The following is a 19,718-nucleotide window of genomic DNA, read 5'->3' as shown; positions in this document are numbered from 1 at the left end:
AGCGTTTTATTTTGAGTTGAGGTTGTTAATAGGATAAGTAGCCTGGTCGCGTTCCAGTTCGGCGAGGGCGATTTGCAAGCCGGCCTGGCTATCGGCAATTTGGAGGCGGGCATTGGTCAGCTGGTTTTGCGCATCAACCAGTTCAAGGTACAGGAGTTGCCCGGCACGGTAAGCTTTTAGCTGATCTGTATAATATTTGCCCGCGAATGATACCTGCGCGACCGAACTTTGGTAAGCCGCCTTTGCCGATTGATAATTATTATAAGCCTGATCGAGCTGAAGATTCAGCTGCTGTGTAGTTTGATCGAGCTGGGCGGTTGCCGCCTGTATTTTGGCTTGTGATTGCGCGGCACGGTACTTACGCTGCCCTCCGGTAAATATATCCCATTGCAGGTTTACGCCCCACAGGTAATAACGGGTTTTATCGTTCACCTTAAAATCAAAACCCTGCGAACCCAAATCGATAAAAGTATTCACCTTCGGGATGAAACCCGACTTTTGAAGTTTATAATCAAGCTTATATACCTGCTGCAAGGTGCGCAGTTGGCTCAGTTCTTCGCGCTTTGCTGTGCCTGCTGTAGTATCAGCTGTAACATGTGCAGCGGTAAGGGCATCAGTATCAACAATTATCGAATCGCTAAGCGGACGGTTGAGTAAAAAGTTAAAGTATGAGCGCGCGTTTGTAACCGCATGTTGCGCCTGTATCAATGCCGCCGTGGTTTTTTGTTGTTCTGTTTGGGCACGCAGCAGGGCGGTTCCGTTACGTACACCATTGCGCAGCAGGCTTTCGTTTTCGCGGATATTCTCTTTGATGAGCAGCATGGCGCTGTTATAAGTGGCCACACCCTGCAAAGCCTGGTAATAGCGGTAATAAGCTGTTTTTATATCTTTTACCAGGGCTCTCTTATAAACATTTACCGCCGCCTGTTGGCTATTGATGAGCTGCTGTTTCATCTGTTTGTTATACCAGATCTCGGCGTTAATGAGTGGCAGACTGGTACGCACTTTGGCATCGTAAAAATTATTGGGGTTAAGCAGGAACGATTGATTGCCTAACTGCGGATACTTGTTGGAGTTAGTAAGCTCATTGAGCGCGGCGTAAACAGGGTTGATAAGATCACCTACCGGTACATCAATGGTTCGCCCGCCTGATGATTTGGTGTAGCTGCCTAATACACTTACCGTGGGCAGGTACATGGCCTGTGCTTCTTTTAAAGCGTAAAGCGCCCTGTTCAGATCTATCTGTTGTTCCTTTAAACCCTCGTTGCGGTCAAAGGCATCGGCAATGTAACCGTCGAGTCGCGCGGTTTGAGCCCTGGCCCCGCTATACCAAATGCCGGCGATAAAGACCAGCAAAAGCAAACGCTTAATAAATAGTGTATACATAATGAACAGTGTTTAGTAATGAAGTAAAAAATATGCGTTAAATCAACGTGTTATTGTGTAGACGAATAACCGACGATTATATTTTAATAATTGTTTAAAAAATGAACAGTGTTTAGTATTAGTGCAAAAAAATATTATTTTGTTACAGATCGGATATAATTTTCCATAGTTGCCAGCAATGTATCCGGAACTTCCTCTTCTTTAGTTTGCATCACCTTTAAACGGCAACGTAAATTAAGCGACACCAAACCATGCGCTGTAGCCCATATCTGCAAAACGGCGGCATTCAGGTCGGTAACAATAAGTGAGCCTTCGGCTATGCAGGCTGCCAGGCACTCGCTTAAAAAATCAAGACAGTTACCTCCGTTAGCTTTATGTATCTCCTCGTCAACATTCATGGGCGCGCGGATGATAAACATCAGATCGTACAATTCCGGGTTTTGAAGGCCGAAGGTGATATAAGTTTTCCCAAGCTGTTGCAGGCGTTCTACCGTGTTATTGCTTGTTACATTTTCTGTAAATGCCTGCCAAAGCTTGCCGAAAGCATCGCTTTGCACATCATATAGCAACTCATCTTTGTCTTTATAATACAGGTAGATAGTACCGGGGCTGTATTCAATCTCGTCGGCAATATTGCGGATAGAAGTTTTAGCAACGCCATCCTCCAGGAAACACTTTAAGGCAGCTGATTTGATCAGCTCCTTCATTTCCATTTTTTCGCGCTCTTTTCTTTCCGGTACTCCCATTGTAATTATCTACTGCGGCAAATATACTGAACAGTGTTCAGTAAAATCAAAAAAAGAAGTCAAAAAATCTTTTTAGGATATTTTTTGACTTCTTTCAGTTATATAGCTAAACAACAGTAGATACAATAAGGCCGGACGCGTTTGAGGTATTCTATGACCCTGCGATGGATTTCTTAACTCTCTACATGCATGATACATATAAGTGATTTGATAACTCATATCATTCTGCTGATATACGCTGTATGATGCCTGTCGCGAAATTTGTCATAGCAAAACGCCGCTTTACGGATGCAGAGTATCCCGGATTTGGCGGTCACCACTACTGTTAAAATTTAAAACCGATACGTATGAAAACTAACATTACGAGCGCTGTTTCAATTACCGGCATCGCTTCTATCATTTGCCTGTCATTGCTTTCAGCCAAAAACGATATTGAGAAAGCCCGTGTTGTACATGATGCAGAAAAGCCGACCATCGTGCTGGTCCATGGCGCGTTTGCCGATGGCTCATCGTGGAACAAAGTAATTCCGATACTGCAAAAAAAAGGTTATAAAACAATTGCTGTTCAAAACCCGCTTACTTCTTTAAAAGATGATGTAGCCTTTACAGAAAGGGCCATTGCTGAAGTTACCGGAAAAGTAATTTTGGTTGGGCACTCCTATGGCGGTGTTGTAATTACCCAGGCGGGCAATAATGAAAAAGTGGCCGCTTTAGTTTATGTTGCTGCTTATGCACCTGATGAAGGCCAAAGTATTGAAGATATTGAAAAAGACGCACATGACGTTAAAAAGATACCGGCCGTTCCCGGCCTTGCCGACCCTATAATTGCCGACGGTTTTATCCGCTTAAAGGATGATGCGGTGGTCAAGTATTTTGCTCAGGATCTTCCTGAACAGGAAGCTCGCCTCATCGCCGCCGGCCAGGGCAGGTTCCACATTAGTTGTATTCAAACAAAGGTAACCAACCCAGCATGGAAAAATAAACCAAGTTATTTCGCGGTGGCAGAGAACGATCACATCATTGCACCGGAGATAGAGCGCCAGGCGGCAAAAAAGATAGGCTCTACCACCATATCGGTTCCGAGCAGCCATGTGGCCATGCTTGCCCAGCCTCAAAAAATAGCAGACCTTATACTTCAGGCAGCGGTCGTAAAATAAATAGCCAGGAATACGGCACTGTAATCCTCATCATACTTAATAGCCGGATAAAGCTGAATGCGTATAAAATGTACTTCATTTTAGTTGTGGCATAGCTCCGTGTTGCAGTGCTTGCTGATCAGCCACATCGGTAATTGTACAATCGAAGAAAAAGCAACTCATCATTACCATTTAAATCAAAAAGTCATGAAAAATAAAATCCTGATCATCGTATCCAACGCTAACGCAATAGGTCCGCATAACAGAAGGACCGGTAACTTTTTGCCTGAGGTTGCACACCCTTATGAAGTATGGGAAAAAGCAGGCTATCAGATCGATTTCGCGAGTTTAACGGGTGATACCCCCTATCTGGACGCGCTTAACCTGGCCGCTGATCCGGGTAACCTTAAATTTCTTACCGGCAAGGGTTGGGCAGATATGCAAAAAGCAGTTAAGTTGGAAACAGTTGACGTAAGTACCTATGATGCCATCTTTGTTCCCGGCGGACTGGCACCGATGGTAGATTTACCGGAGGCTCCTTTACTCAAAAAAATAGTTAAAGAAACTTACGAACGCGGAGCTGTTGTAAGCGCTGTATGCCACGGACCTGTATCGCTGCTGAATGTTAAGCTGAGCGATGGCTCATACCTGGTGAACGGTAAAAATATATCTTCCTTCACCACTGCGGAAGAAGACAACTACGCAAAGGCAGATGTGCCGTTCGATCTGCAAACAGCGCTGACCGCACAAGGTGCAATTTACCATACGGTTGATCCATGGCAACCCTTCAGCATTACAGACGGTAACCTGGTAACCGGGCAAAACCCTGCATCAGGAACAGGCGTTGGTGAAAAAGTTGTGGCCATACTGGAAGGAACAAGTAAATAAAAGGCTTAACCATATCAAATGGAAAATTCACCAATTCACGTTATAGCAAAATGGAAGGTTAAACCGGGCGAGTTGACAAACGTTCTCGTCTGGTTACCCGAGGTTGTTAAGGCAAGCAAAGCTGAAGAGGGCAATCTGTTCTACAAAATACAGCAGGATAACACCGATCAGAACATTTTGCTGTTGTTTGAAGGATACCGGGATGAAGCCGCCGCTGCCGAACATCGTAATTCTGAACATTTTCAGGCAATAGTGATAGGAAAAATAATCCCCCTGCTGGAATCGCGCGAAATAAATGTTACTACCCCACTCACTTTTTAAGGTTGGTTTACTGCAATTTTACCACAGGAGCATCAATCCAAAGCCGGGCAGCATTCTATTTATAACTAAACTATAATTACACAGCACCTGCTAAAACAAGGCTGTATCTCTTCTCTGCATAATTTAAAAAAACATGAAAAATCAAACAACCTATCATTTTATCGACATCAACGGAAGTAATATTTTCTACCGTGAAGCGGGGCCGAAAGACGCGCCTACGCTGGTACTTTTGCACGGTTACCCGGCATCTTCGCACATGTTCAGAAACCTGATCGCGGACCTGTCTGATAAATACCACCTCATTGCCGCCGACTACCCGGGTTATGGCAGAAGCGAGCAGCCTCCCATTGCAGATTTCGCCTACACATTTGATAATTACGCGGCTATTATTGAAGAGCTGCTGGCTAAGCTGAACATTGCTAAATACAGCCTTTACCTGATGGATTATGGCGCCCCTGTTGGCTGGCGACTTGCCTCAAAGTACCCGGAAAGGATTGAGACGCTAATTGTTCAAAACGGTTGCGCTTATGAAGAAGGGCTTGAAACCTTTTGGGACCCGATAAAGGCTTATTGGAAAGACCGGAATGACAAACAAGCCGAAGACACCTTACGAACCTTTCATAACCCTGAGGGGCTAAAATGGCAATACACCCATGGTGTTGGTGATACTTCCGTGATCAGTCCGGATAACTGGGAGATCGATCTGCGCCATTTGGAAAGACTGGAAAACGGGCAAATACAATTGGATATGTTTTACGATTACCGCACAAATCCGCCTAAATATCCTGAATGGCAGCAATATTTACGGGACCATAATCCTGAAATGCTGATTGTTTACGGTAAAAACGACTACATTTTTCCTATAGCTGGTGCCGAGGCCTACAAAAAAGATGTAAAGAACCTCGAATATCATTTGTTCGATGCCGGTCACTTTGCCCTTGAAAGCCATGGTATTGAAATCGCGGCAATTATCAGAGATTTTTTAGACAGGAAGACAGGTAAATAAGTGATCAGCAAGTGCCCTAAGTAACAAAACAAGCAAAATTATCCTTTAAAGCCGAACTCCCTTATCGCGATGCAGGAAGCAAACAAACATCCGGACATTTACCCGTTGGAAACTTAGGTTTATGTGCCGCGTGTGCAAAACTATCCGTATGCCCTCAATATCATACTGGGTACATCATGCACATTGCTCATGTTTCACCTCTATCTTATCGCGCCGCTAATTCCGGGATATGCCATAACATTTAACTCTTCGCTGATGGGCCTGGCTATCCCGGCATTTGCTATTCCATTTTCCATAGCAGCTGCAGCAATGGCATTTTTTCCGTCGGCTATCATAAAGCCCGGCAAATGGTTCGCGTTCTCGCTGGCGGTAATGAGCATAGGATCGTTTTTGCTGAGTACGGTGCAATCCGCAGAGGTTTTCCTGCTCACCAGGGCACTTACCAGATTAGCGACAGGCGTTCTCCTGCCTGCTGCACTTATCATCGCGACAAGATCGGTAGGTAAAAGGGCGTCGTTCACTAACCTGGCGGTGATCATTTTCTTTTTGGCAACGGGCATGACCTTTGCGCCGAGCACCGGCGGCTGGTTAAACGATGTTTTGGGTTGGCGTTTTTTATATCAGGGCATTGGTATTATCGCCATGCTGCTTTGGTTATCGTACCTTTTCATTAATAATAAGAATCAGCAAGCACTGCACCAGCAGCAACCCATAGTTAAAACAACATCAGGCTTGCACATTATTTGGGCGGGCAGGGGTATTTATACCTTTGTATATCTGTCGGGTGTGTTCCACTCCGGTGTGTTTGTATGGATCATCTATTATTTCAGTACACAATACCAATTGGATGAATTTCAGATAGCTCCCCCATTGCTCATTTTCGGGTTTCCTGGTTTAACAATAACGATGCTGATGTTCCGCTATCATCTTGATGGTAAAGTGATCAAAATTCTTTATTCCGGATTTATTTTAACTATAGCCGGGCTTTTTGTGATGACTGCAAATCTGCCGCTCTGGATGGCCGAATGGTTATTGGCCATCATGTCTGTCGGCTATTGTTTCTCGCAGCCTTTGTTCATCGGGATACTCAAACTACCGCTGGCTGGCGTTTATGCAGGCAGGCTAATAGCTATAGGTAGCGGGATACTTTTTGCCGGATATGGCACTGGTCCGCTGCTGATGACTATGTTGCTTGCCACTAACAAAGCTGTTCCTATAGTATTCCTGGTACTACTGATACTTATTATGGCTACACTTTCCCGCCGCATATGGAACATCCCGGAATTGCATAAAAGGCACTATATGCTTCTGCGAAAATGGCAAAGGTCCAAAATTTACTAAAAGCTACGAATCGTTGAAAAGTACCACAAATGCACCGGCAAATGCCATATTAAGGGGTATAGTCATCCGTATATTTGAAGCATATAATATTTACAGTCATGAATTATAGTGAACTCGCGTTTTCTGACGCTGCCAAGGCATTGCAAGTACAATATGGCAGCCGTCGTATTTATGAGCAGGTAGAAAAACAAAATATAGTAGACGGGTTAACTGATAATGAAAAGCTTTTCATTGCACATCAGGATCATTTTTACATGGCCAGCATTGGTGAAAACGGTTATCCATATATTCAGCATCGTGGCGGGCCGGAGGGCTTTGTGAAGATATTGGATGATCATACACTGGCGTTTGTTGATTTTTCCGGCAATAAGCAGTACATCACGGCCGGTAATATTGAAACCGATTCTCACGTATCCATCATCATGATCTCCTATCCGCATCGGGCACGGTTAAAGCTTTACGCCAAAGCCAGGGTATTGACCTTACAAGACGATCCTGAACTTTTCGCGCGGATAGATCCTGCGGATTACAAGCACCGGCCCGAGCGTATGTTCGTATTGGATATTATAGCGTATGACTGGAACTGCCCGCAACACATCACTCCGCGTTATACCACCGACGAGATCAATCAGGCTTATGCATCGCAACGCGTTCATATTAGCGAACTGGAAGCCGAAAACATTCGGTTGAAGACCGAACTCGAAAACTTAAAGAAAACATCAAAATGATAACTATATATTTTCCTGCTGATAGCAAAGAGATTAGCGGATGGAAAGACCGCCTCGATAACATTTTTCTAAAATACCAGCTGATTGAAGAGCCTGATATTACCCAACCCCGCCTTACCGACGACGAAAAACAGGCTGAAGGCGTAGCGGCCATCGAAGCGTACATGGAAAGCATGGAACAACTGGTACAGGGTTGGTACGAAGATCGCTGCGACCGTTATGACTTCGATCCTGACCAAAGTAAGCTTTTGCCGTAATATAGCACAAAGGGTTCTTATATATATATGTGTGTTAGTGCCTGGTTCAAAGCCTGTTAACTATTGGCCTATAATAACATCTTCAGACTAAAACATTGTCGTCATATACGGGCCAGTTTTTTGACAAAATGGTTTCCAGTTGTTTGATCTCTTCGGGATAAGCATTAGATTTTCTTTTGCCAAAATAAAGGGTATCCACAACAGGCGGGCTGCCTTCCCAAACCAGTTTGATCACATTATCAAGGATTTCCTGCCTGCATAAAAAATCCGGAACTACCGCGAAACCCCTGTTATTTGACAGGCATCGTAATATAGAACCATAATAAGGCACCACATAATTGGGGCGGAAACCCGGTAAGGCATTGAAACAGGCAGACCAAAATCTTTTCAGGTGCCCCATATCAGCGGCTGTAGTGTACCATATTTGGGTAGACAGCCATTCTTTTACCGCATTGCGATTATCCTGCAAAAGCAATTCCTCCAGTTCTCTCGTGTCCGTTTTCCCCCCGCAGATGAGGATGGTTCGTTCTTTGGTAAAGGGCGTATAATCGAGGTTATGCTGTGTTCCTTTTTGCGGTGTGAGAATCAGGTCTAACGTGCCATTGTTCAGTTCCTGCAACATTTGAGGATGATCGCCAAACCTGGTGATCAGGTTGAACGGTAACGCTGAAACATGAGATTCAAGCATATACTGAAATACCTCCATCGACATACCAATACTAACGGTAGGTTTTTCAAGCTTACACTTCCTGTGAAATATATTTTCCGCTTCTTCGAGCTTATTCATGTGCTCAATTATGAAATTATAGAGGATGGTGCCTTTTTCTGTAGCCAGCATTTTGCGTGTATCACGGTCGAACAGGCGATATCCGGTATAAGATTCAAGCGAGCTTAAATGCAGGCTCACCCCTGGCTGCGAAATGAATAATGCCTGTGCAGCGGCAGATAATGTACCTGCTTCGTAAATTACTTTAAAAGTTCTGAACCATTCTAAATTTAACATCGCCGTTTAATTAAGGTCTACATTTTTCAGTTTATCATTAGTATTGGCTTTATGAGCCTTGTTGCATTCGCTTGCCGGGGGAAGAGTAAAGTAGTTTACCGGGTAGCAGATAGTAAATTGTATTTTCATGTATATAGGTATGTTGAGTATTTTATAATTTCAGGCAGATGCCCTATTCTCAAAACCTTTCGTTAAGCCAGGTTAGAATATCGCCGACGATAATTTCGTTGTATTTATCGTTTAGCAAATCATGATAATGACCTTCGTATAGTTTAAGTTGCTTATCTGCTGAAGATACATGCTCCATAAAATACCGGCTTCCTTTGGGCATAGTGGCCTTGTCTGCCGTGCCATGCAGTATGAAAAGCGGTAATGTTATATCCGGCATTTTCCTTTTTAACAACTCACCTGCAAGTAATAGTTGCTGCATGGTTTTAGCCGGTTGTTTTTCATTTTCCAACAATGGATCATGATTCAATTTATAAACGAAAGCCGCGTCGCGCGAAAAATCACTGTTATTTAATTTGATTAGCCGGGTATGTGGAATAATATGGGCAAGCAGTTTGATAGCAGCCAGCGCGAAACCGGGTGCAGGAATTTGAAATGCAAAACTTTCGCAGATAAGACCATTTAATTTACCTTGGTGGAACAAGGTGTAAACCGAAGCGAAAACACCACCAGCGCTATGACCAAACAGGATGACAGGGGTAGTTGGGTGTGCGGCTTGAGCAATGCCGATCAGTTGATCAATTACCGCTACGATATGCTTATAATCGGAAATATAATAACGTTCACCGTCTGACCGCCCCCTGCCTGGCAGGTCTAAAGCATATACTTCATGACCGTTTTCATTAAGTTGAAGCGCGAAATTATGGTAATACGCGCTATGTGAGTTCAGTCCATGTACAATAACCATGATACTTTTGGGCTTAGTACTCGTTGCCCAGTTCCTGAAAAAGATCTTCTCGCCATTAAGGCTGGTGAAGGTAGATGTTCGTTGTTTTTCTGTAGGATGCATGCATATGACTATATCAAAAGCATGCCATCTGATCATAAAAACAAAAAACGCAATTATTTATTCATAAAATATTAAATATCAACTATTTATAAATTTACTTTTATAGCAAAAGGTTACTCTTTTTACGACGACTCCGAAAATATCGGAGTTAACAGTTTTATTCTCCAATTAGTTCAGATATTTGATATTGGAACTACTTTATAAATGCATAAAATCGTCTCGCCTGATGCCAAGCCTGGCTATTTTAGATTCCAAGGTTGTAGGTTTGATATCCAATAATTCCGCTGCCCCACTGGTTCCCCGGATACGGCCTTCGGTTTTTTTCAGAATAGAAATAATATAATCCCGTTCCGTTTCCCGTTGAACATATTTTACGTCGTCATACGTGGTTAACTTTACCGGCACATTGCCCTCAACCGGGTTACCTGTTAGGCTTTGTTTTAGGTTCAGTTCAGCCCTGCCATCATTAAGAATAACGGAACGTTCAAGCACATTTTCCAGTTCGCGAATATTGCCCGGCCAGTTATAGGCTTGCATTTCTGATAGCATCACCTGTGAAATCCCGGTAAATTTTTTGTTGAACTCGTTACAATATTTATTGGCGAAATATGTGGCTAATGCCTTAATGTCGCTCTTTCGTTCCCGCAGTGGCGGTAAAGTTATCGGAAATATATTCAAGCGGTAATACAAATCGAGCCGGAAATTCCCGGCAGCAATTTCTTTTTCAAGGTTTCGGTTGGTTGCCGCTACAATCCTCACATCTATTTTTTTGGTAACGTTGCCGCCAACGTAGGCAATCTCTTTTTCCTGCAAAACACGCAGTAATTTTACCTGCATATCCAGCGGCAATTCGCCAATCTCATCTAAAAATATGGTCCCTCCTGCCGCCTGTTCAAATTTACCCTTTCTTTTTTCTGTAGCGCCTGTAAATGCGCCCTTTTCATGCCCAAAAAGTTCCGACTCTACCAAAGTTGCCGGAATTGTGGCACAGTTTACCGTTATAAACGGCGCCTGTTTTCGCCCGGAAAGCAAGTGGATACACTCCGCTATCCGCTCTTTTCCGGTACCGCTTTCGCCAAGTATCAAAACAGAAGAGTTGTAGGGTGCTACTTGTTTTACCAGGTCAAGTGTGGCTACTAAAAGAGGGTGATTTCCTACGATACAATCAAATTCCGGAATCTGCGATGCCGGAAGAATGATCGGAACTTCCTGTGCCGGAGGCCGAACCATCGGTTTAGCTTTTTCACCAAATAATTTTTCCGAAATTTCTTTCAGATGCATTTTCAGCCTATTTAATAAAGCGATATGCTCCTGGGTATAAATGCCGCGTTGACGGCTGTAAAAGAAATAGTTGACCCTTGTGCCGTTATTAAGCAACACTGTAAAAATGAGATTAGATTCTATCTTGAAATGCTCGAATAATTTCTTCTGCATTTCATTTAGCTTACCCACATCGTTGAAAATGCCGGTATTATAAACCAGGGAATTAGGACTATTATTTAGCGTTTCATTTTCGAAAAAACAGCTCGGAGTTAAGCCTGCAATTGCAATCAGCTCATCATTTCCTATCACCTGATATTCTTCGAGCCCCGTGCGTAAAAATCCAAAGCCGGTGCAGTTTTCACCTTGAAGAGGCTTGCGCCCTGATATAATCAGATCATTCGGCACATAGGGTTGCAGTAAATGGGTGATCTTTAAAACGCCCTGTACCGGATCTGTAACCTCATTGCTGATATCGATCAACTTGTCCTGCAAAAATTGCTCCCGCCGCAGTTTTGATTCCAGGCTGTTCTTACAACGGTACGATGCTATATCCAGCGCTACCAGTACATCTTTCTCGCGGAAAGGCTTAACTAAAAAACCGTATGGTTCGGTAGCTTTCGCTTCTTCAAGTATCTTTTGACTTGAGTTGGCTGAAAGGTAAATAAAAGGGATATTGTCCGCTTTAAGTATTTGAGCCAGATCGATACCGGTTCGTTTACCGCTTAAATGGATATCCAGCAGCACGATATCCGGTTTATATTTTTGAATGGCGGGTTCAGCTTCTTCCGCCGATGTTACAATAGCGCAAACTGTATAGCCTGCCTGCTTGATTACCATACGCAAGGCATTGGCTACTACAAATTCATCTTCAACAATCAATATTTTACTACTCATGTTAAATTTTCCTTACCGGTTTATACAGGCTATTTGTTAAACCCTCAGCTATTTTAATATTTAATTTAAGCGTTATATGAAAACCATTATTGGTTTCAATATCAATACAGTTTAATAATATTCTTTTGCCCATTTTAAAAGGCATACTTAATGGCATTACAATTAATCCCAGCGGGATAGCTGCTACATCTCAAGGTTTAACCCATCAATATCCTGCTCAAAATTATCTTGTTATTGTATCAAAACTTACGTCCAAGTAACGTACCCGGCCCAAGCATAGCAATCATCAATGTGTTTTTGATCCTGGTAAAGCTTTTGATAACATCAATGACATCGCCTGCATGCGGCGAAAGTTGTTATTAACAGCCAGTTGTTTAGCGGCGCCATCCTTTAGGTCAGTGTTGCGAATTTTGCTTTTTCAAGACGCTGTCGCTCTGGTTTTGCGCCATCTGTTTTTGACTGTTCAGCAATTTAATACTTTTTTATCTTTCCATGATAAAGGTATTTATTTTCCGGACTGATAACAATCGGCTGAAACTAATTTATCAAGATACCAGAACACAATAGCTCTCTGCACACCCTGTATATCATAAAAACAATAAGTATTACAATTTAAGTGATAGATAGATCAATACCGGGAGAAGATTAACCGCTTAGCTTTGTGATGCCCAAAAGCTGCGCCAGTTTAAAAATGGAGTAGCTTACGCTTTGCTTATAACAAAAGCCGTGTACCAAATGATAAAATTATACCTGAAATTATGCAGACACCATATATTCCCCCTGTTCAGCGGACTTACTACCGAAAAGTTGAAATTGAAAATGTGGAGATATTTTACCGTGAGGCCGGCGATGCGCAAAAACCAACGCTGTTATTGTTACATGGTTTCCCCCTCTTCATCGCACATGTTCAGAAACCTGATCGAATGGCTGTCAAACGATTTTCACCTGATAGCGCCCGATTATCCCGGTTTTGGATATAGCAGCGCCCCTGCCCCATCTGATTTTGATTATTCGTTCGATCATCTTGCCCTGGTGATGGAGGGATTTATCGATGCGTTGAATCTTCGGGACATTAATATTTATATGCAGGATTATGGCGGCCCTATTGGTTTCAGGATCATCAAAAAAAGACCTGAATTAGTTAAAAGCCTCATCATTCAAAACGCCAATATATTTATGGAAGGCCTTGGCCCCGATGTACAAAAAATTGGAGCGTTAACGGAAGCAGGCGATTTTAAAGCATTGGAAGCAGTGATCGATTATATGATGTCGCTGGAGGGGATCAAGGAAGAATATACACACGGCACACTTCATCCCGAATTGATCAGTCCCGACAGTTATTATATGGACCACCTGTTCTTTGAGCAACCCGGCAGAAAGCAGATACAAAAGATCCTTTTCCAAAACTATGGCAGCAACTTTCCAAAATATCCCGAGTGGCAGCAATATCTCCACGCCCATCAGCCGCCTGTGCTAATAACATGGGGCAAGAATGATAAAATATTCCCGGGTTCAGGTGCACTGGCTTATAAAAACGCGTTACCAACAGCTGAATTGCACCTGTTTGATGGCGGACACTTTTTATTGGAGGAATATGGTAAAGAGGTTGCGGAACTTATATGTGTTTTTTTAGACAAATTAAGATGATATCAAGTGGCAGTCTCCATAATCCGTTTTGTACAATATAACATAACAATAGTCCTCACGGCAATGATGCTTAAGGATACATCCTGATGTACGATTTGGATTGCTATATTATGACGGCGATTATTTAATAAGAATTTAATGTAAATTAGATGGCTCGTACGTAGTTCGTTAACCTACAGCCCTAATTTAAAATGAAAAAAGTTTACCTGTTCCTCGTCGTGTTGCTTACCGCAACGCGGTTGCTGGCACAAACCAGTAATCTTGACGAATTTCCATTACCTGTTTTAAAACAAAAATTAGCAGCAAGTAAAAACGATACCACAAGGGTTAAACTCCAACTGGCGCAGGGCCACTTAATACTTTTTAAATCGGGCGGTGGACAGAAAGAAATTGACTCGGCGCTCTCTTTTGCAAACCAGGCTGTAAAACTAAGCCGCCAGCTCAATTATAATGATGGCATTTTCAATGCTATGTTGCTTTCAGCAGAGAGTTTTAACAAGAAACCCGACCCGGAAAGAGGTTTTAAGATAGCACAGCAGGCGCTTGCCTTTTCTAAAAAGGTTAACAATATGGATGGTATAGCAAAATCCTATCTGATTATTGGCCAGCATTACCAGGTTTCTGACCCAATGGGGCTTCGTACCCGCATGGACTACAATAACAAGGCTATTGCCATTTTCAGAAAGGAACGAAGCCTGCGCTGGTTGGCCAATACACTAACAACTAACGCGGAATTACTTTTTTTGGCCGGGCAAAGAACAGATGCCATTAAATTGTTATTTGAAATTTTAAATATTGGCGATGCCGTTAGCCGTAGAACAGTAGAAGGAATTTATTGGCTCATCGGCAGAACATCAACGGAGTTAAGTGATTATCCTAATGCTTTAAAATATAACCTGTTAGCAATCAAAACCGCGAAGGAGGTGCAGGATACCACCCTGCTGTTATGCAGCATTTACCATACCATGGCTGTTACTTATGTAAAAATACAGGATTATAACCGGGCTCTACCATATTCGTTAAATGCCTTGAAAATAGCACGGCATTATCATAATAAAGATTATATCGCTACAGTTGCTATTACACTGGCCACCGAATATACCCGCACAAATAGGCTTGCCCAGGCTTTAGCGCTACTCGAAGAGGTTAAAAGTTATTCCGATACCGATCCGGATAAGTTGAGTGTTGCGGCAGTTTTCCTTAATAACCTCACTTATGCCAAACAATTCAAAAAAGCAGTACCCTACGTGCAGGAAGTAAAAGAATTATTGGCAAAAGTGCCGAAACACAATTTCGAAGAAGTTATGGGCGGCTACAATTCCCTCTCCTATTATTATGTAGAAACCAGCCAGAGTGAACTTGCTTCTTTTTATTCAGATTTGTATGCCGAAATTGTACATAAGATGAATTTTCAGGGAGGGATCAAAACAGCGGAAAGTCGCTATTTTAAGCTCGATTCGATGAAGGGAAACTTTAAATCGGCCATTGACCATTACCTTGTGGCGCAGCGGATAAAAGATTCTATTGATAATGTAACCAAAGCCTACCAAATTTCATTATTACAAATAGAAAATGAAACCGAAAAGAAAAATAGCGATATAGAAGCCCTCACTAAACAAAGCCAGGTAAAAGACGATCAGTTAAAACGTAATCATTTCATACAAAGACTGATCATTGCAGGCTCTGCCGTGTTATTGATCATTACCGGGTTAATTTACAGCCGCTACCGTCTTAAACAACGTAGTACCGCCCTGCTCATGCTGCAAAAAGCTGAGATCGATCAGCAGAATATTTCTCTTCAGCACCTGGTGTATGACAAGAACCAGCTCATTGGCGAAAAAGATGAACTTTTGTATGAAAAGGACCTGCTGCTGAAAGAAGTAAATCACAGGGTTAAAAACAATCTTCAAATTGTTATGAGCCTGCTTGCATCGCAGTCGGGCTATATGCAAAATAAAAAAGCACAAGAAGCCATACTGGAAAGTCAGAACCGGGTTCAAGCCATAGCGCTTATTCATGATACACTGTACAATACGGATAAGATTGCTGAGATAGCATTGGCATCCTACATTACCGATTTGATACAATCCCTTGATGATTCCATTAACAAAGGGAAACATAAGGTTGTGATCAATTGCGATGTTGATGATATCTTGCTGGATGTTTCACAGGCGATACCTTTGGGTATTATACTAAATGAGTCTGTAACCAATGCCCTGAAATACGCGTTTCCGGGTGACAGAACCGGAGAGATCATGGTGTCCGTTAAACAAGTTGGGAAGCAAATAGAAATGAGCGTTCGTGATAATGGCATAGGCCTGCCGGCAGGTTTCAATTTATTTAAGGCAGATTCACTGGGCGTTACCCTTATTAAAGGACTAACCGACCAGTTGAAAGGAACATTTGATATCCATTATCGCATCGGGGTAACAATCATGATCAAATTTCCGATAGAGATTGCAGCCAGAACCGGTACCAGCGATAGCCTGATGACAGAAGTTGCTTAGAAAAAATATCCACCAATTATGAGCCAATATATTATCTATCAGTAGATACTGGTATTTCTTGGTATAAAAATAAAAAAATTAGACCCCCGGCCAAAAACACTTTCAAAGCCTATTCTGCCGCCCTGGCGCTCAATAAACTCTTTACACAATAGTAAACCCAGGCCAACACCTTTTTCATTATTTGTACCAAAACCCGGTTCGGTGTTAATTGAAAATATTTTTTCCTGTTTGCTATGCTCTATCCCTTTGCCATTATCGCTTACCATTACCTTGCACTCATTTTCAGTTAATTGCGCATCGATATTAATAATGCCGCCATTAGGAGTAAATTTAACAGCATTGCTAATAAGGTTACGCACTACAAGTTGCAGCATGTTTACATCTGCAATTACCACCAGCACAGGGCTTATTTTGTAATTTAAGGCGATTTCCTTTTTAGCTGCCTGCGTTTTGCCCATATCTAATGTGCTTTTCAATATGTCAAGCAGGTTTGCCTGCATCAAACTTACTACAGGCCCTTCCATTTGCGATTTAGACCATTGCAACAAATTGGTAAGCATATCCATTGTGCTATTAGTTGCCGTAAGTAATTCCTGCTCTATAACTGTACGCGTGGGGCCCTCCAACTCATTTTCGTTTAGTAACTGCAAGTAACCTTGTATATTAATTAATGGCGTGCGCATATCATGCGATATGATAGACATGAGTTTATTCTTTTCAGTATCGCTTTTTTCGAGCTGTTGTTTTTGAAGTAGTATGTGCCTGTTTTGCTCTTCAATGGCCTTAGCTTTTTCTTCTACGGCTACACGTTCTTTGTCGTAATTTTTGCGGATGTATTTAATAACGATGTAAATCGCGATCACCGGCAACGGGAACGCCGTTATCCTGTCTATTAGTTCCCCCTCGCCTGCCTCAAACGGGTGCTTTACCAAGCCGGGATGGTAATAGGCCACCAGGTGCAAAACCCAAAAACATATTACATAAACTATTAACCAGGCAAGGTGCTGCCGGTACGGCGAAATAGCGAATACCAATAACAAATAAGCAGGCCATATAATATCAGTTGAACCATTGATACCCGAATTGGCAAAATAGTTAACCGAAAAAATAACCAACCCTATTACTCCAAATAAAACCGTGCTATGCGGTTTATTATTAAAGCGCGAATTATAATACTCGTATAAGAAAAACAAACTCAGCAAAAAGCTGGATACACAAGCCACGTAAAGCCCGGCAAAAAAATTGTAGGGTACATAAAAAACAGCCAATACAATTAAGCCAATACTAATGGAATGAAAAATCCTGCTTTCTAAAGAAAAATCCGAAGAGTTACCTATTAGCTTAAACCAAACCTTATTCAATTTTTTTAACATACGCTAATAGTAGCTGCTCAATTTCATGGTATAAATAAATCAGTTTGGTTTTTATAGGTTGATTGTGCCTATTTTATTTAAAGTGCTAAAGTTTATAAATAGTTAGTTACAATAAAAGAAATTTAATTAATAAAGTTTAGTCTTGCCAACTGGGGTACCACAGTACCTAATTTAGTTGCCGCTTACAGGCTTAATCGCTAAAAAAGTAATTTTGAAAAATGAATGTTTTTATAACAAGGGTTATTCCGCAAAAAGGATTGGAACTGTTAAAGGCTGCCGGTTGCACGGTAAAACAACATACCGAGCAGCGCGAATTATCGCCGGAAGAGTTAATTGAACAGTGTCGCAATCAGGATGTGTTATTAAGTTCGGGGCCTAACGTGATAGATGCTCATTTTTTGCAAACGTGCAGGCGCCTAAAAGGTATAGCGCTTTTGAGCGTTGGCCATGATAATGTTGATTTGGAAGCAGCTACCCGCTTTGGTATACCTGTAAGCAATACACCCGATGTATTGACGCAGGCAACAGCCGATACCGCTTTTTTACTGATGCTGGCTGTATCGCGCAATGCCTTTTACATGAATGAAAGCATTAAACGAGGTGATTGGGGATTTAATGAACCAACAGCCAATCTCGGGCGGGAGCTTTACGGCAAAACGCTGGGCGTATTCGGTTTGGGCAGGATAGGATCAGATTTGGCGGCAAAATGCAAGGCCGTTTACCAAATGGACATCATTTACCATAACAGAAAGCCAAACAAAGAGGCAGAACAAATACTCGGCGCACGGTATGTATCTTTTGAAACGCTGTTACAGCAGAGCGATGTTTTATCGGTTCATGCAGGATTATCTCCCGAAACTAAAAGAATTTTTAACATGGCGGCATTTAAGCGAATGAAGCCTTCTTCTATTTTTGTAAATACGGCACGTGGCGGCTTACATGATGAGGCAGACCTTACAGCTGCTTTGCAACAGCAGTTAATTTGGGGTGCCGGACTCGATGTTACCAATCCGGAACCGATGGCACCGGATAATCCTTTACTGAATATGATGAATGTTTGTGTGTTGCCACATATAGGCTCCGCAACGGTTGAAACAAGGGATAAGATGGCGATAATGGCAGCAGAAAATATAATTGCAGCCGTTGAAAAACGTAAAATGCCACAAATACTGAACCCGGAAGTTTACGACAAAATATAATAAAACTTCACCGGCCTACATAAGGTAAAATGTAGCAATAGGGCTTGCCTGTTCCGGTGCCGGCATTTGAGCCATCTCCATCAAATTGCGCTCAATTGTTTTTGAAAGAGCAGTCATTGGTGTATCGGTTGGCTTGTTTTCGAAAGGATCCTGCATTAAAATAGCAGTACGCTCAATTGCTATAAATAAAACGGGCACCATTGTGGCTAAACAAATTTCAATTGCCCAATGATGATCATCAAGACCAAAAGGAAAAATAGTGGTAAGTACGTATATTAAAAAATGAATTAAAACACTGTAAGAACGCGGAAATACCGTGTTTTTAATACGTTCGCATCTGCCCATAGCATCAGTTAATCTTTGGATAGTACTATCCAACTGCACCTGTTTGTTGGCATTAATATCATATTGATCACTCAATAAGGCCAGTTGTTCCGCATGTTTTGATAATAATAAATTAGGTCGGTTATCACTATCAGCACCCAATTGTTGCATGTATTGTTCAACCTTTTGTGTAGGCGGGCACTTTCTTAAACCCTCTGCCAGCGCATAGCACCAAATGGATTGGCGTATGGCAAATTGTTTAACGTAATCTGTTTTTTGACTGTCATTTGGAATAAATTGTATCAACTGCCTGATCAATGTACGACTATCATTAACTATAGCTCCCCATATCACTCTCGCTTCCCACCAACGTTCGTACGATTGAGAAGTGCGAAAAGCCAACAGCAAAGATAAAAGTGTACCAATCATTGCAGATACGCTCAGTGGTATAGTGAGTTCTTTAAAAAATGTAAGGTAATCCATTGCCCCAACTAAACAAGCATATAAAAAAACGGCCATTACATCCCATTTGATTAGCTTCAAAAAATAGACAATAGAAATTTGTTTGGCGAGTAACATACGTATTAAATTATATAAGGGCTATTTAGGCGTTCCAGATGATTGCCAAAACGATAGTAAAACGTAAAGTACTTTAGAAAGTTTTATTTCTTTATCCCTGTA

The 19,718-nt window shown here is 42.1% G+C and carries 18 protein-coding genes; 10 read left to right on the top strand and 8 right to left on the bottom strand.

The genetic code is table 11. The features are described 5' to 3' along the window. Positions 1-6 precede the first annotated feature (6 nt). A complete protein-coding gene (locus ABD894_RS00865; protein WP_345209083.1) occupies positions 7-1,386 on the bottom strand; it encodes a TolC family protein in 1,380 nt (459 codons plus the stop codon). 134 nt (positions 1,387-1,520) lie between these two features. Next, positions 1,521-2,132: a TetR/AcrR family transcriptional regulator gene (locus ABD894_RS00860; protein ID WP_345209082.1), complete on the bottom strand. Its 612-nt coding sequence runs from the start codon at positions 2,130-2,132 to the stop codon at positions 1,521-1,523. 347 nt (positions 2,133-2,479) lie between these two features. On the opposite strand from ABD894_RS00860, the gene ABD894_RS00855 reads away from it, so the two are divergent. The 7 genes from ABD894_RS00855 (at position 2,480) to ABD894_RS00825 (ending at position 7,809) form a co-directional block, all read left to right on the top strand. Next, complete coding sequence (locus tag ABD894_RS00855) at positions 2,480-3,289, top strand: alpha/beta fold hydrolase (RefSeq protein WP_345209081.1); 810 nt, start codon at positions 2,480-2,482, stop codon at positions 3,287-3,289. 186 nt (positions 3,290-3,475) lie between these two features. After that, positions 3,476-4,156 (top strand): type 1 glutamine amidotransferase domain-containing protein, encoded by a 681-nt coding sequence (locus ABD894_RS00850; RefSeq protein ID WP_345209080.1) that lies wholly within the window; start codon positions 3,476-3,478, stop codon positions 4,154-4,156. A gap of 18 nt (positions 4,157-4,174) precedes the next feature. Further along, positions 4,175-4,477: a putative quinol monooxygenase gene (locus ABD894_RS00845; protein ID WP_345209079.1), complete on the top strand. Its 303-nt coding sequence runs from the start codon at positions 4,175-4,177 to the stop codon at positions 4,475-4,477. A gap of 133 nt (positions 4,478-4,610) precedes the next feature. Then, positions 4,611-5,483: an alpha/beta fold hydrolase gene (locus ABD894_RS00840; protein ID WP_345209078.1), complete on the top strand. Its 873-nt coding sequence runs from the start codon at positions 4,611-4,613 to the stop codon at positions 5,481-5,483. A 189-nt stretch (positions 5,484-5,672) separates the two neighbouring features. Continuing rightward, complete coding sequence (locus ABD894_RS00835; RefSeq protein ID WP_345209077.1) at positions 5,673-6,824, top strand: MFS transporter; 1,152 nt, start codon at positions 5,673-5,675, stop codon at positions 6,822-6,824. 98 nt (positions 6,825-6,922) lie between these two features. Further along, positions 6,923-7,552 carry a pyridoxamine 5'-phosphate oxidase family protein gene (locus ABD894_RS00830; protein WP_345209076.1) on the top strand — a complete coding sequence of 210 codons (630 nt, stop codon included), beginning with the start codon at positions 6,923-6,925 and terminating at the stop codon, positions 7,550-7,552. After that, positions 7,549-7,809, top strand: a complete 261-nt coding sequence (locus ABD894_RS00825; protein WP_345209075.1) for a hypothetical protein — start codon at positions 7,549-7,551, stop codon at positions 7,807-7,809. Before ABD894_RS00830 ends, ABD894_RS00825 begins: the two co-directional genes overlap by 4 nt. Positions 7,810-7,891: 82 nt before the next feature. On the opposite strand, the gene ABD894_RS00820 is transcribed toward ABD894_RS00825, so the two are convergent. The 4 genes from ABD894_RS00820 to ABD894_RS00805 form a co-directional block, all read right to left on the bottom strand. Then, a complete protein-coding gene (locus ABD894_RS00820; RefSeq protein ID WP_345209074.1) occupies positions 7,892-8,812 on the bottom strand; it encodes a LysR family transcriptional regulator in 921 nt (306 codons plus the stop codon). A gap of 6 nt (positions 8,813-8,818) precedes the next feature. Beyond that, positions 8,819-8,941 (bottom strand): hypothetical protein, encoded by a 123-nt coding sequence (locus tag ABD894_RS00815; RefSeq protein WP_345209073.1) that lies wholly within the window; start codon positions 8,939-8,941, stop codon positions 8,819-8,821. 49 nt (positions 8,942-8,990) lie between these two features. Beyond that, positions 8,991-9,830: an alpha/beta hydrolase gene (locus ABD894_RS00810; RefSeq protein ID WP_345209072.1), complete on the bottom strand. Its 840-nt coding sequence runs from the start codon at positions 9,828-9,830 to the stop codon at positions 8,991-8,993. Positions 9,831-10,028: 198 nt separating this feature from the next. After that, positions 10,029-11,987, bottom strand: coding sequence for a sigma 54-interacting transcriptional regulator (locus ABD894_RS00805; RefSeq protein WP_345209071.1), 1,959 nt, complete (start codon positions 11,985-11,987; stop codon positions 10,029-10,031). Between the two features lie 735 nt (positions 11,988-12,722). On the opposite strand from ABD894_RS00805, the gene ABD894_RS00800 reads away from it, so the two are divergent. Together ABD894_RS00800 and ABD894_RS00795 are read left to right on the top strand one after the other, a co-directional pair. Further along, the gene (locus ABD894_RS00800; protein ID WP_345209070.1) at positions 12,723-13,634 is read left to right on the top strand and encodes an alpha/beta fold hydrolase; all 912 of its coding nucleotides are present in this window, start codon (positions 12,723-12,725) and stop codon (positions 13,632-13,634) included. 191 nt (positions 13,635-13,825) lie between these two features. Next, complete coding sequence (locus ABD894_RS00795) at positions 13,826-16,141, top strand: histidine kinase dimerization/phosphoacceptor domain -containing protein (RefSeq protein ID WP_345209069.1); 2,316 nt, start codon at positions 13,826-13,828, stop codon at positions 16,139-16,141. Positions 16,142-16,179: 38 nt separating this feature from the next. Here the strand turns inward: ABD894_RS00795 and ABD894_RS00790 are convergent, their stop codons facing one another. Continuing rightward, complete coding sequence (locus tag ABD894_RS00790; protein WP_345209068.1) at positions 16,180-17,514, bottom strand: sensor histidine kinase; 1,335 nt, start codon at positions 17,512-17,514, stop codon at positions 16,180-16,182. Positions 17,515-17,732: 218 nt separating this feature from the next. Between ABD894_RS00790 and ABD894_RS00785 the strand changes: the two genes are divergently transcribed. After that, positions 17,733-18,713, top strand: coding sequence for a 2-hydroxyacid dehydrogenase (locus tag ABD894_RS00785; RefSeq protein ID WP_345209067.1), 981 nt, complete (start codon positions 17,733-17,735; stop codon positions 18,711-18,713). 15 nt (positions 18,714-18,728) lie between these two features. Here the strand turns inward: ABD894_RS00785 and ABD894_RS00780 are convergent, their stop codons facing one another. Beyond that, positions 18,729-19,616 carry a bestrophin family protein gene (locus ABD894_RS00780; protein ID WP_345209066.1) on the bottom strand — a complete coding sequence of 296 codons (888 nt, stop codon included), beginning with the start codon at positions 19,614-19,616 and terminating at the stop codon, positions 18,729-18,731. Positions 19,617-19,718: the final 102 nt, after the last annotated feature.

The sequence above is a fragment of the Mucilaginibacter gynuensis genome (assembly GCF_039541195.1).
GTDB classification, from domain to species: Bacteria; Bacteroidota; Bacteroidia; order Sphingobacteriales; family Sphingobacteriaceae; genus Mucilaginibacter; species Mucilaginibacter gynuensis.
The sequence above is the reverse complement of the archived record's forward strand: the minus strand, read 5'-3'. Positions and strand labels throughout refer to the sequence as shown.